Raw genomic sequence first — 12222 nt, 5'->3', positions numbered from 1 at the left:
TTGATTCAGTCGGCATCGGGTCCAATTGTTCGTTAGGCTGCTCGGGTTCACATGTCTCCAAAGTGGAGTCCCATCGCTCATCTCTAGGAGTTCTGTAACCCGATGTCACGTACCGTTGCTGTATCCAAGCGCGTCACTGCGACGCTCGCTCTGGCTTGTTCCCTCGCCTTATCGGCCGGCACCGCCACCGCGGCCGCCGCGTCATCTCCCTTCGATCTGCTGTTTTCGGGATCGGCTGGAGGCGGATCCACCGCTACGGTGGATGCCACGGTTGTTCAACAGATCGTCTCGGCCACCAATGCCGAACGCCGCATCCGCGGGCTGCGGCCACTCGCCTACGATTCTGTTCTCACCGGGGTCGCGCAGAGGTGGTCGAACACGATGGCGACAACAGGCAATTTCCGCCACAACCCGTCGTACACGCGGGAGATGCGGCCTGGATGGACCCGGGCGGCCGAGAACATCATCAACGGACGGCCTCCCGAATCTGGTACTGACCTGGTCAGGCGGTGGATGAACAGCCCCGGACACCGTGCCAACATCCTCAATCCGGATTTCACTCACCTCGGAGTCGGCTACGCGATCTCCGGGCGTGACGGCCGCCACTTCGCCACTCAGAATTTCGGCACCTACTGAAACCCGATCCACTGATCAGGGCTGAACGAATGGTGTTCACGGGAACCGCACCTCGCCGATAGTTTGTCGAGGTGCGGTCCCGTGCACTCAGCCGCCTTGCCGACGGCGGAGGCAGGCCGCCTACCTGCATCTTTGACCCGGGTAGCGCCGACACGCGGGACACGCGGGACGGAATCGGTGCGAAGTCGGTGTCGGGTGTCACTATGGACCCCGTGGACCTGCCGATCGCGCCACCCCTGCAACCGATGCTGGCCAAGGCCGCATCCGGTGTGCCCGAGCAGCCTGTCGGCGAGCTCGTGTGGTCGTACGAACCGAAGTGGGACGGCTTCCGTGCCATCGTGTTCCGGGACGGCGGGGAGGTGGCGTTCGGTTCGCGCGGCGGCAAGGACCTGGCACGCTACTTCCCCGAAATGGTCGACGCGGTTCGCGCCGAACTGCCGCCGCGCTGCGTCGTCGACGGCGAACTGGTGGTGCCGCGCGAGATCGGTGGTCGGACCCGGCTGGACTGGGGGGCGCTGTCCGAGCGAATCCACCCCGCCGACAGTCGTGTGCGGTTGCTCGCGAAGAAGAGCCCGGCGCAGTTCGTCGGATTCGATCTGCTGGCGCTCGGCGACGAGGATCTGACGTCACTCCCGTTCTCCGACCGCCGCACCGCGCTGCTCGGAACCGTCGGAGGTGGGACCCGTTGCCACGTCACGGCCGCCACCCGCGACGCCGCGACCGCGCAGCGCTGGTTCGAGACGTTCGAGGGCGCCGGATTGGACGGTGTCGTCGCCAAACGACTCGATGGCCGATACCGTCCGAACAAGCGGGAGATGTTGAAGGTCAAGCATTCTCGCACCGCGGATGTAGTGGCGATCGGCTACCGACCGCACAAGAGTCAGCCAGGCATAGGGTCAATCCTGTTGGGCCTGTACGACGGTGGCGAACTCCGCATGGTCGGGGGTGCGTCGGCCTTCACCGCGAAGCGTCGCGTCGAACTGCTCGCCGAACTCGAACCCCTGCGGGTAGGCGACGACGTGGTCGCGGAGGGAGAGGCGACCCGGTGGCGGTCGAGCGCCGACCGCAGCTGGATTCCATTGCGGCCCCAGCGAGTTCTCGAGGTCGCGTACGACCAGATGGAAGGAGAGCTCGGGGAGGTCGGGAGCCAGGTGGGCGTGCGCTTTCGGCACGCGGCGCGATTCTTGCGTTGGCGGCCGGACCGGGCGCCGGAGTCGTGCACGTTCGAGCAACTCGAGGTCCCGCTGCGATACGACCTCGCCGACGTGCTGGCGAGAGAGCGCTGACCATGGCCGGCGCCAACCGTGGCAGCACGGAGGAACTCGACGTCGACGGTATCGCCGTGCGATTGTCGAATCCGGACAAGATCTACTTTCCACGGCTCGGGGCCGGGGGCGGAACCAAGCGGCACCTGGTCGAGTACTACCGCAAAGTGGCCACCGGTGGCGAGCTGCTGCGCGCCCTGCGGGACCGACCGACGCATCTGGAGCGGTACCCGGACGGCGTCGAGGGTGAGCAGATCTACCAGAAGCGGGTGCCGGCCAAGCGTCCCGAGCACGTCGCGTCGTGCGTGGTCACGTTCCCGTCGGGGCGCACCGCCGACGTCCTGCGAGTACGCAGCGCCGCCGACATCGTCTGGGCGGCGAATCTGGGCACGATCACGTTCCACCCGTGGGCCGTGCGCTGCGCGGACGTCGAGCATCCAGACGAACTGCGGATCGACCTGGATCCGCAACCGGGCACCGACTTCGACGACGCCCGCGGGGTCGCGCTCGACATCCTGCAGCCGCTGCTCGACGAACTGGGGCTTGTCGGGTTCCCGAAGACCTCGGGTGGTCGTGGGCTGCACGTCTACATCCGCATCGAGCCGCGATGGGACTTCGTCGAGGTGCGCCGCGCCGGCATCGCGCTGTGTCGGGAGATCGCGCGACGCAGTGACGACAGAGCGACGACGGCCTGGTGGAAGGAGGAACGCGGCAAACGCATCTTTCTCGACTTCAACCAGAACGCCCGCGACAAGACCATCGCCTCGGCGTACTCGGTGCGCCGCACCCGGGTTGCGACCGTCTCCACCCCGGTGACCTGGGCGGAGCTGGCATCGGTCGAGCCCGACGACTTCACGATCGCAACGGTCCCGGCTCTGCTCGCCGGCCGCGGCGATCCGATGGCGACGCTCGACGACGTCGCGCATTCGCTCGACGGTCTGCTCGAGATGGCCGAGCGGGATGCGGCCGCCGGACTGGGGGATCTGCCCTATCCGCCGAACCATCCCAAGATGCCCGGCGAGCCCAAAAGGGTGCAGCCGAGCCGTGACCGCGACCGGAAGGAGAACTGATCGAATCGTGTGACCAGGTTGGATGCCGGTCCCACTGATCCTGTTTGTCCGTTTGGCTCGCCCGGGGGCTCTTCCACCCGTAAGCTGCGCCAATCACAATGGTCTCAGGAGCGGAATCGGAGGTCGCGATGACGATCCAGGTGGAGCGTGGACTCGAGTTGCGGGCGGCGGCGCCCGCGCAGCCGCACGTAGGGGCACCGATCACACCGGCGCGCACAGAGATGCTGGTCGACCCCCGATTCCTCTCGCTCGCGGACCGCTTCTTCTCGATGTACCGCCGGCCGCAGAACGGCGGCGGTGCGCTCGCCGCCTACGTGCACGGAGAGAAGGTCATCGACATCTGGGCCGGCTACGCCGACCGCGACCGTCGGTGGGACCGCGACACGGTCGCGCTGTCGTTCTCGACCGGCAAGGGCGTCGCCAGCACGATCGTCCACCGCCTGGCCGAGCGCGGCATCGTCGACTACGACGCGCCGGTCGCCACGTACTGGCCGGAGTTCGCGGCCGCCGGCAAGGAATCGATCACGATTCGCGACGTGCTCACGCATCGAACGGGCCTGCACAAGGTCCGCGGTCTCGTGCCGGGTCGGCTCGGACTTCTGGACTACGACACCGTCATCGAGGCGCTGGCCGCATCCGTTCCGGACCGACGCCGACACCGTGGGCCGGGCTATCACGCCGTCACGTTCGGCTGGCTCGTTGCCGAGACGATGTCGCGTGCCACCGGCAAGCCCTTCACCGAAATCGTCCGCGAAGAGATCGCCGAACCGCTCGGGGTGGACGAGTTCTGGTATCAGGTGCCGGCCGATCAGAAGCCGCGGATCGCGAAGCTGTTTCCGAACATCAATCCTGGCGTCGACTGGCGACTGACGTCGTCCCTGATGTCCCGCATGGGACCGCTGCGCGGGCTCGCGGAGGCCGCGATGCCCGACGGGTTCGACGAACTAATCCGCAACCCCCTCGTCCATGACGCGGTCATGCCCGGATGGAACGGCGTGTTCAGTGCCCGGTCCCTCGCTCGCATGTACGCCGCGATCGCGAACGACGGTGTCATCGACGGCACCCGCTTCCTGCAGCCCGAGACCCTCGAACAGATGGGTGAGGTGCAGACCTGCGACCGGGACTACGTGCTGGGCATCAAGCTGGCGTGGCGTCTCGGCTATCACCCGCCGATTCTGGCCAGCCGAGCCCAGCCGACCCGAGGGCTCGGCCACTACGGGGTCGGTGGGTCCGGCGCGTACGCGGACCCGGAGACGGGCCTCGCGCTCGCGTTCGTGACCAACAGGCTCGGCAACGCTGTCACCGCCTTCGGTGACCTGCGGCTGGCTCGGCTGGGTGCCGAGGCCCAGGCAATCATGCGTTCGTGAGGAGGTCCGCCGATGAGTAGCCATGTCTATCGGGTGATCAAGGTGGTCGGGTCGTCGCCCGACGGCGTAGACGCGGCGATCGCCAACGCGATCGACCGCGTTAGCGCGACGATGCGAAATCTCGACTGGTTCGAGGTGGTGGAAACTCGCGGCCACATCGAGAATGGATCGATCGCTCACACACAGGTGACCCTCGAGGTCGGGTTCCGGCTCGAGTAGCGGGGACGGCGGTGTAGCCCACCGGATCACGTGCCCGTCACAGGCAATCTCGACCGAAACTGAAACACGTTATAGTCTGGGCGAGTACGACAGTTTCGGTCGGGTACAGGTAGGGAAGAACTGTGGCTTATGTGATTACGCAGGCGTGCTGCAACGATGCATCGTGTGTGGACGTTTGTCCCGTGAATTGCATTCATCCGACACCGGACGAGCCGGAGTTCGCGACCACGGAGATGCTCTACATCGATCCGCAGACGTGCATCGACTGCGGCGCCTGCGTCGACGAATGCCCCGTTGACGCGATCTTCGGCGACAACGAACTCAGCGAGGCCGATGCGGTCTACGCCGATATCAACGCGAGCTACTACGAGAAGCATCCGATCGGCCCCGACTGGCCCGAGCTGCCCGAGCCGCGCTCGCTCAGCGCCGACCTGGGAACCCTGCGAGTCGCGATCGTAGGCTCGGGTCCAGCCGCGTGCTACGCCGCGATCGAACTCACCTCGCGCCCGCGGGTCGAGGTCGACATGTTCGACCGCCTCCCGACGCCGTACGGGCTCGTCCGCGCCGGTGTCGCGCCCGACCACCCCGGTACCAAGGGGGTCGCCGACGTCTTCCGCTCGGCCCTGAGCAAGCGCTCGGTGCACTGCCACTTCAACGTCGACGTCGGTCAGCACGTCAGCCACGAGGAGCTGCTCGAACACCACCACGCGGTCATCTACGCCGTCGGTGCGGCCAGCGATCGGCGTCTCGGTGTGCCCGGCGAGGATCTGCCCGGATCGCACGCCGCCACCGAATTCGTCGCCTGGTACAACGGCCACCCGGATTACGTCGACCACGCATTCGACCTCTCCGGTGAGCGCGCGGTCATCATCGGCAACGGCAACGTCGCCCTGGATGTTGCCCGCATCCTCGTCACCGACCCGGACGAGCTCGCCAAGACAGACATGGCCGAGCATGCCCTCGAGGCGCTGCGTCACAGCAACATCCGTGAGGTCGTCATCGTCGGACGACGCGGTCCGGCACAGGCCGCGTACACCAACCCCGAGCTCATCGCCCTCGGCCAGATGGCTGACATCGACATCGTCGTCGACCCGGACGAGGTAGTCCTCGACTCGGCCAGCCGATCCTGGATCGACGGCCCGGATTCGGAGCCTTCCGAGAAGCTCAAGGTTCGCCAGGTCGAGGAGTTCGCGAAGCGAACAAGCTCGGACGGCCGCAAGCGGATCGTGCTGCGCTACCTCAGCTCGCCCGAGGAGATCCTCGGTGACGGGCGCGTCGAGGGCATCCGTCTCGTGCGCAACGAACTCGTCGCCGACGCCGACAACCCGGCCAGGCTCAGCGCGCGCCCCACCGATCACACCGAGGCCCTCGAGGCAGGGCTGGTGTTGCGGTCGATCGGGTACAAGGGCCTGCCGGTGGCGGATCTGCCGTTCGACGACCGCCGAGGCGTCGTCCCGAACGAGAACGGCCGCGTCATCGATCCCGAGACCGGCTCCCCCATCCACGGCGTCTACGTCGCGGGCTGGATCAAGCGCGGACCCACCGGTGTCATCGGCACCAACAAGCACTGTTCCGCGGCCACCGTGGACCTGCTGCTGTCCGACTTCGCGAGCGGCCTGCTCACTCAGCCCGGTCGCGACCAGGAGCACTTGACCGCGCTGATCGGTGAGCGCCAGCCGGACGCCATCGACTTCCAGGGGTGGCAGCGCATCGACAAGAAGGAGCGTGTGCTCGGCTCCGAGAGCGGGCGTGCGCGTACCAAGATCGTCGACGTGGCAGCGATGCTCGAGGCGGCGCGCGGCGAAGCCGGCTGAGTTCGGGGACGGGCGGGTGTTGTCCGTCGCATCCTTCTATGTCCTAATGGGGTGACCGGGCTCTGCCCGCGGGGCGTCGTCGAGCTGGGGAGTACCGCAACATGACCGAGACGTCGATCGCAGAGGCCGGTAGGCCCCGCCGTCGATTCGCCCGTGCCGCCGCCCTCGTCGTCACCGCCGCCGCGGTCGGGGCCGTTCTTGCGGCCCCGGCTCAGGCCGCGCCGCTATTCTCCGGTGGCTCGCAGGTCCCCGAGACCGCCATGCCAGCCGGATCGGCCACGCCTGCGATCGTGCCGGCGAACTTCTCGGCTCCGTCGCTGAACCCGGCACCGGGCGAGGTTGTGGGCATCGCCCAGCCGGTCATCATCAGCTTCAACGAGAACATCACGGACCGTGCGGTCGCCGAACGTGCCATTCGCGTCGCGACCGACCCTCCGGTCGCCGGGCACTTCTACTGGCCGGCCGACAACCAGGTCCGATGGAAGCCCAACGAGTTCTGGCCGGCCAACATCCGGGTCAGCGTCGACGCCGGCGACTCGCACTCCACGTTCTCGATCGGTGACGCGCTCGTCGCCGTCGCCGACGACAACACCAAGCAAATCACCGTCACCCGCAACGGCGAGGTGGTCAAGACGATGCCGACATCGCTCGGCAAGCCCGGCTACGAGACCCCGAACGGCACCTACATCGTCGGCGAGAAGCACCGCGATATGTACATGGATTCGTCGACGTACGGCGTGCCAGTCGACGCGCCGGAGGGATACCGGACGTACGTCGAGTACGCCACGCGCATCTCCTACAGCGGCATTTTCGTGCACGCCGCCCCGTGGTCGGTGGACGCGCAGGGGCACCGGAACGTCAGCCACGGCTGCCTCAACGTCAGCACGGCGGACGGCAAGTGGTTCTACGACAACGCGAAGAAGGGCGACCCGGTGATCGTGGTGAACACCGCCGGCGGCACCCTCAGCGGCTACGACGGGCTCGGCGACTGGAATCGCTGACCCGGGTGCTTGATTTCGAGAAGGCAGCTGAACTCAGCGTTGTGGCTTGATGAGGAGTGCGTCACGACTTGATTCTCCTGCCTGGCAATCGATCGCCAGGACGGTGGGCGTCCGCGAGGGCTTGGTGCCGAGGGCGCGGAACGTGATAGCGATGGCGACGGTGACGATCAGGGCGAGGCCGAGCCAGGTGTTCGTGTACCCCACTGCGGCCACGGCGATGCCTGCCAGGACTGGGGTCGATGCTTTGGAGATCGTTGTGATCAGCTGAACTTCGCCGTTCTTCGTTGCGAAGCCCTCCTTGCCGAACAATTCGGCCAGCAGAATGGGGCGGAGCACAGTGAGCGAGCCGGCGGTGGCGCCGAACACGGTGACCATGAGCAGCGAGGCAAGCGTCGTGTTCCAAACCAAGGGGACGGTAAGGGCTACGGCTTGGATCCCGAGACTGATGCGCAGCATCGTTGTCGAGCTGAGCCGGCTTCCTGCCGCGATCAATACGCGGCCCGCGACTTTGCCGATGCCCGCTGCGCCGGCGATAGAGGCTGCGGCAGCGGCACCATGGCCATTGTCGATCAGGAACGCGACGATGTGGACGGCGAAGGCCGTGGAGACGCCCGAGGTGAGTGTCCAAACGACTGCGACCCACCAGAGCGCTGCCGGGCGCTGCTGGGCGTTGCCCGTTCGTTTGGCGGCTGGTTCGTTGTTCGTTGCGGTGGCGTCGCGGTTGTCATCCTGGGGGAGGCTGTAATTCAGGGGGAGGACGGTGAGCGCGAAGCCGATGGTGAGAACGAAAAGCCCAGTACGCCAGGTGCCTTGATCGGACAGGATCTGGGCGAGCGGCGAGAATATGGTCGAGGCCAGTCCGCCCGCGAGGGTGATGGTGATGATTGCCGAGCGGCTGTTCGTGGGGTGATGGCGAATGACGGTGGCGAACGCCGGGGCGTAGAGGGTGGCGGCCTGGGCAAGGCCGATGATGGCGAGTGCCAGGTAGAAAACCGCGAGATGATGAGCTGCTGACCAGAGGCCAAGCCCGGCGATGCCGACCGCGGCGCCGAGAGCCATGATTGTCCGCGAACCCGAGCGATCGATGATACGGCCGACGAGCGGAGCGGTGATGCCTGAGACGAGGGTGGCGATCGCGAAGCCAGCGGAAATGGCCGGGATGGACCAGCCGAGGTCGGCATGCATTTGGGGCATGTATACGGCGAAGGAGTAGTACAGAATGCCCCAGGTGATGAGTTGGCTGACCGACAGGACTGAGGTGGTTCGTCGCCACGAGCCGTCATTGTGTTCGCCGTTGACGGCAGGGGTAGGTGCGTTGGTCGTCATGGTCTCCAACCGGGGTAGCGGATGGGCGATGTCTTTTTTCTTTTGACGTAGCAGTCGGCCGTTGGACGCACAGATTTTGCTGATCGTTCGTTGGTCGCTTCTTGATAAGGTCAGCGCGTGGTGTCGAACGGTTCGGCAGACGGGAAGGCGACTGCCGGGGATCTGTGGCGCGATTTCGGGGCTTCTCTACGCCAGTTCGTGGCCCGCCGCGTCAACAACGCCGACGATGTCGATGAGATCGTGCAGGAGACCTTTCTCCGGCTGCACGCAAAGATCGACGACATCGACGACCCCGCTCGTTGGATCTACAGGGTTGCGCGAAACTCGATCATCGACTTCTACCGATCTGCACCACGCCGCCGCGAGGTCCCGTCCGATCCGGCGGTGACAATCGATCTGTTGCCCGAGTTGGACGACGCAACCAACGACGATGATGTATGGCAGGAGTTCGTGGCCTGTGTGGACCCGCTCCTGAGCGGCCTGAGCGATGCCGATCGCGAGGCCGTGTCGTTGGTTGACATGCAAGGTCACTCACAGACCGAGGTTGCGGGCGAGCTGGGGTTGAGCGTGTCGGGGATGAAGTCTCGGGTCCAGCGCGCCCGCCGAAAGATGTTGAGCGCCCTCGAAGAATGCTGCGAGATCGAGATTGACGCCAGGGGCCGTCCGATCGGGATGACTCGTCGTCCCGATGGCGAGTCTCCGTGCTGACTCTTACTGACCCGAAGACGTAATCTCAGCGCCATAGCCGTCAGATCCCGAAGCCGCGCCGGGACCGCCTCGAAGATTCCTCGGAAGATTCTGCGTCCATGTTCGGTGAGCGTCGTCTGTAGAGACGAGAACCTCACGAGTGACGCAAGGAACCACACCATGGAACAGAACAGCAATCTTCCGGTAGTAGTAGTCGGCGCCGGTCCGATCGGACTCTCAGCCGCAGCAAACGTTCTCGATCAGGGCATGACCCCGATCGTCCTGGAAGCAGGCGACGCGATCGCAGCGAACATCCGGGACTGGGCTCACGTGCGGTTGTTCTCACCCTGGCGGTACCTGGTCGACCCAGTCGCTGAAAAGATGCTCGACGCAGCTGGTTGGAAGCGTCCCGCCGACGGCGGGCACCCAACTGGCGGAGAACTCATCGAGGAGTTCCTCGAGCCGCTCGCCGAGTTACCTCAGATGGCTGAAGTGATTCGATTCAGCCACCGGGTGAAGCACGTGACCCGCCAGGGCGTGGACAAGGTCAAGAGCGACGGTCGAGACGGTCGTCCGTTCGTCGTTGTCGCTGACACCCCTGACGGAGAGGTCCGTTTCGTCGCCCAGGCCGTGGTTGATGCCAGCGGCACCTGGAATCAGCCGAACCCGATCGGTGCTGGTGGAGTTCCCGCCGTTGGCGAGGAACGAGCCGCGACTGACGGCGCGATCCGCTACGGCATGCCGGACCTGTTGGGTTCTGACAAGGCGAAGTTCGCCAACAAACGAGTTGCCGTGATCGGCTCGGGCCATTCGGCTCAGAACGTTGTTCGCGATCTCGCCACTCTCGGAACGGAAGCTCCGGACACCCGGACGACTTGGCTGGTTCGCCGGGCCGAGGCTGGTCAGATGTTCGGTGGCGGCTCGAGTGACCAACTAGCTGCCCGCGGCGCTCTCGGTGCCGACGCCGAACGACTCGCGACCGGCGGAGCGGTCGACTTCGTGACCGGGTTCCGAGTCGAGGAAGTGATCAACAAGGGCGACGGCGTCTATTTGATATCGACCGATGGCGTGAAGGCCGGCCCATTCGACTACATCGTCGCCAATACCGGCGCCCGACCGGACTTCGCGATTTCACGCGAGCTGCGATTGGACATCGATGCCGGCATCGAGTCCACGACCACGATGGCGCCGCTCATCGATCCGAACATCCACTCTTGCGGCAGCGTCCGGCCCCACGGCGTCGACGAGCTTGCCCATCCTGACACTGGTTACTACCCGATCGGCATGAAGTCCTACGGGCGGGCCCCGACGTTCCTGCTGATGACTGGCTACGAGCAGGCCCGCTCCGTCGTGGCAGAGATCGCGGGCGACCACGAGGGCGCTCGACGCATCGAGTTGATTTTGCCCGAAACAGGCGTCTGCTCCAGCACGTCCGTCGGCGAGGCCCCTCGAGTCGAGTCCAGCAGTGGCGGCCCCAGCGAGATCGAGCTCTTCGACGACGTCGACCTAGGTGGTTGTGGCGTCCCCGCAAAGGTCGCCGAGACGGCAAGTGCTTGCTGCGGTACCGCCCCAGCGGGGGCGACAGCCGCGGCCGCCGCCAGCTGCTGCTGATAGCTGCACTCCTACCGGCATATTCGACCCTGATCGGCTACGGGCTCTAGGTGCGGCGAGCTTCGAGCGCGTCGAGGATCACGTCCAGGCCGTAGCCGAACTCGCCGGTGTGGTCGTAGCCGGGTCGCAGGGCGTGGTCGGTGATCAACTCACGGAGGTACGGCAACTCGTTCGCCGGTAGCTGCTCGAGGATGTCACCGGCCAGCTCCTCGACATCGTCCGGTGTCGTCACCGGGAGGTTTGCTTCCTGGAGGACGAACCCGCTGATGTAGCTGTCGATGAGCGAAACTGCGTGCGCGGCCATCGACAGTGGGAATCCGGCCTCTCGGAGGACTCCGAGGGCGGCGTTGTGGTGGCGCAGCGTCGCCGGTCCCGGGTTGCGACGGGAGTCCATGAGCCCGAGGGCCCAACGGTGCTGCGACAGCACTGCGCGCGCGGAGGAAGCGCGGGTGCGTATCGCATCACGCCAGTCGTCGCACCCCGGGCTGGGCAGCTCGATTGCCGCGAACACCGCGTCGACCACACCATCGAGGATCGCGTCCTTGTTCGGTACGTGGTGATAGAGCGACATCGCTTCGACGCCGAGTTCCTGCGCCACCTTGCGCATCGTGATCGCCTCCACGCCGCCACGATCTGCGACCTCGATCGCGGCCGCGAGCACGCGATCCCTGCTCAGTGGCGGTCGTGGCGGCTGTGATGGTGACACAGGGCTCCCCTATGGACGTGCTGACAAAGATGCTGACCCATTGACAAACTTACATCCGTAAGACAACCTTACCGGTGTAAGGGAGTTCAGGTGACGGAAGGAGACCGTGATGGCCATGCCGAAGTGGTGGGGACACGTGAACAAGCGGGTATTCAACAATCGCGCGATCGCGGGCGGGAAATGGCCTGTGCTCATCCACGTCGGTCGCGCGTCCGGCGCGACGTACCACACTCCGCTCGGGGTGCATCCAGTCGACGCCGGCTACATGTTCGTGCTGGTGTACGGATCAGGCGCGGACTGGGTGCAGAACGTCCTGGCGGCCGGCAGTGCACGGCTACGCGTCGACGGGCGAGAGGTCGAACTCGCGGCCCCACGCGTGGTCGGAAGGAGCGAGGCGGTCGAGGCCCTCCCGGACGATGTGACACTTCCGCCGAAACTGCTTCGCGTCAACGAGTTCCTCCGGATGGATCTGGTCGCTGGCTGACGATCGGACGGCCGGCGCGGCACCCTTCGGCACTTG

Annotated in this window: 12 protein-coding genes; 10 read left to right on the top strand and 2 right to left on the bottom strand. The window is 65.8% G+C overall.

Annotation, left to right across the window (positions count from 1 at the left end; all coding sequences use genetic code 11):
• The first annotated feature begins 102 nt into the window (after positions 1-102).
• The 7 genes from EGT50_RS10315 (at position 103) to EGT50_RS10285 (ending at position 7372) form a co-directional block, all read left to right on the top strand.
• On the top strand, positions 103-636 hold the full coding sequence (locus tag EGT50_RS10315; protein WP_127954034.1) for a CAP domain-containing protein: 534 nt from the start codon (positions 103-105) through the stop codon (positions 634-636).
• 212 nt (positions 637-848) lie between these two features.
• A complete protein-coding gene (locus EGT50_RS10310) occupies positions 849-1922 on the top strand; it encodes an ATP-dependent DNA ligase (protein WP_127954871.1) in 1074 nt (357 codons plus the stop codon).
• Positions 1923-1924: 2 nt separating this feature from the next.
• Positions 1925-2971, top strand: coding sequence for a DNA polymerase domain-containing protein (locus EGT50_RS10305; protein WP_127954030.1), 1047 nt, complete (start codon positions 1925-1927; stop codon positions 2969-2971).
• Between the two features lie 221 nt (positions 2972-3192).
• On the top strand, positions 3193-4338 hold the full coding sequence (locus EGT50_RS10300) for a serine hydrolase domain-containing protein (protein ID WP_235870720.1): 1146 nt from the start codon (positions 3193-3195) through the stop codon (positions 4336-4338).
• Between the two features lie 12 nt (positions 4339-4350).
• Complete coding sequence (locus EGT50_RS10295) at positions 4351-4557, top strand: dodecin (RefSeq protein WP_127947684.1); 207 nt, start codon at positions 4351-4353, stop codon at positions 4555-4557.
• Positions 4558-4679: 122 nt separating this feature from the next.
• Positions 4680-6371 (top strand): FAD-dependent oxidoreductase, encoded by a 1692-nt coding sequence (locus EGT50_RS10290; RefSeq protein ID WP_164873388.1) that lies wholly within the window; start codon positions 4680-4682, stop codon positions 6369-6371.
• 101 nt (positions 6372-6472) lie between these two features.
• Entirely contained in the window at positions 6473-7372 is a 900-nt protein-coding gene (locus tag EGT50_RS10285; protein WP_127954021.1) for a L,D-transpeptidase, read from the top strand.
• A 33-nt stretch (positions 7373-7405) separates the two neighbouring features.
• On the opposite strand, the gene EGT50_RS10280 is transcribed toward EGT50_RS10285, so the two are convergent.
• Positions 7406-8698, bottom strand: a complete 1293-nt coding sequence (locus EGT50_RS10280; RefSeq protein ID WP_127954018.1) for an MFS transporter — start codon at positions 8696-8698, stop codon at positions 7406-7408.
• A gap of 117 nt (positions 8699-8815) precedes the next feature.
• On the opposite strand from EGT50_RS10280, the gene EGT50_RS10275 reads away from it, so the two are divergent.
• Both EGT50_RS10275 and EGT50_RS10270 read left to right on the top strand, forming a co-directional pair.
• Positions 8816-9406, top strand: coding sequence for a sigma-70 family RNA polymerase sigma factor (locus tag EGT50_RS10275; RefSeq protein WP_127954016.1), 591 nt, complete (start codon positions 8816-8818; stop codon positions 9404-9406).
• 159 nt (positions 9407-9565) lie between these two features.
• A complete protein-coding gene (locus tag EGT50_RS10270; protein WP_127954013.1) occupies positions 9566-10996 on the top strand; it encodes an FAD-dependent oxidoreductase in 1431 nt (476 codons plus the stop codon).
• 46 nt (positions 10997-11042) lie between these two features.
• Here EGT50_RS10270 and EGT50_RS10265 read toward each other — a convergent pair whose 3' ends face one another.
• A complete protein-coding gene (locus EGT50_RS10265; protein ID WP_206615794.1) occupies positions 11043-11702 on the bottom strand; it encodes a TetR/AcrR family transcriptional regulator in 660 nt (219 codons plus the stop codon).
• A 109-nt stretch (positions 11703-11811) separates the two neighbouring features.
• On the opposite strand from EGT50_RS10265, the gene EGT50_RS10260 reads away from it, so the two are divergent.
• Positions 11812-12186 (top strand): nitroreductase family deazaflavin-dependent oxidoreductase, encoded by a 375-nt coding sequence (locus EGT50_RS10260; protein ID WP_127954011.1) that lies wholly within the window; start codon positions 11812-11814, stop codon positions 12184-12186.
• The last annotated feature ends 36 nt before the right edge of the window (positions 12187-12222 follow it).

The organism is Rhodococcus xishaensis (assembly GCF_004011825.1).
In the GTDB taxonomy this organism is placed as follows: domain Bacteria; phylum Actinomycetota; class Actinomycetes; order Mycobacteriales; family Mycobacteriaceae; genus Prescottella; species Prescottella xishaensis.
The sequence above is the reverse complement of the archived record's forward strand: the minus strand, read 5'-3'. Positions and strand labels throughout refer to the sequence as shown.

Coding starts and splice junctions, on each gene's coding strand:
- EGT50_RS10315 (WP_127954034.1), top strand. CDS start 103: ATGTCACGTACCGTTGCTGTATCCAAGCGCGTCACTGCGACGCTCGCT.
- EGT50_RS10305 (WP_127954030.1), top strand. CDS start 1,925: ATGGCCGGCGCCAACCGTGGCAGCACGGAGGAACTCGACGTCGACGGT.
- EGT50_RS10300 (WP_235870720.1), top strand. CDS start 3,193: ATGCTGGTCGACCCCCGATTCCTCTCGCTCGCGGACCGCTTCTTCTCG.
- EGT50_RS10295 (WP_127947684.1), top strand. CDS start 4,351: ATGAGTAGCCATGTCTATCGGGTGATCAAGGTGGTCGGGTCGTCGCCC.
- EGT50_RS10285 (WP_127954021.1), top strand. CDS start 6,473: ATGACCGAGACGTCGATCGCAGAGGCCGGTAGGCCCCGCCGTCGATTC.
- EGT50_RS10280 (WP_127954018.1), bottom strand. CDS start 8,698: ATGACGACCAACGCACCTACCCCTGCCGTCAACGGCGAACACAATGAC.
- EGT50_RS10270 (WP_127954013.1), top strand. CDS start 9,566: ATGGAACAGAACAGCAATCTTCCGGTAGTAGTAGTCGGCGCCGGTCCG.
- EGT50_RS10260 (WP_127954011.1), top strand. CDS start 11,812: ATGGCCATGCCGAAGTGGTGGGGACACGTGAACAAGCGGGTATTCAAC.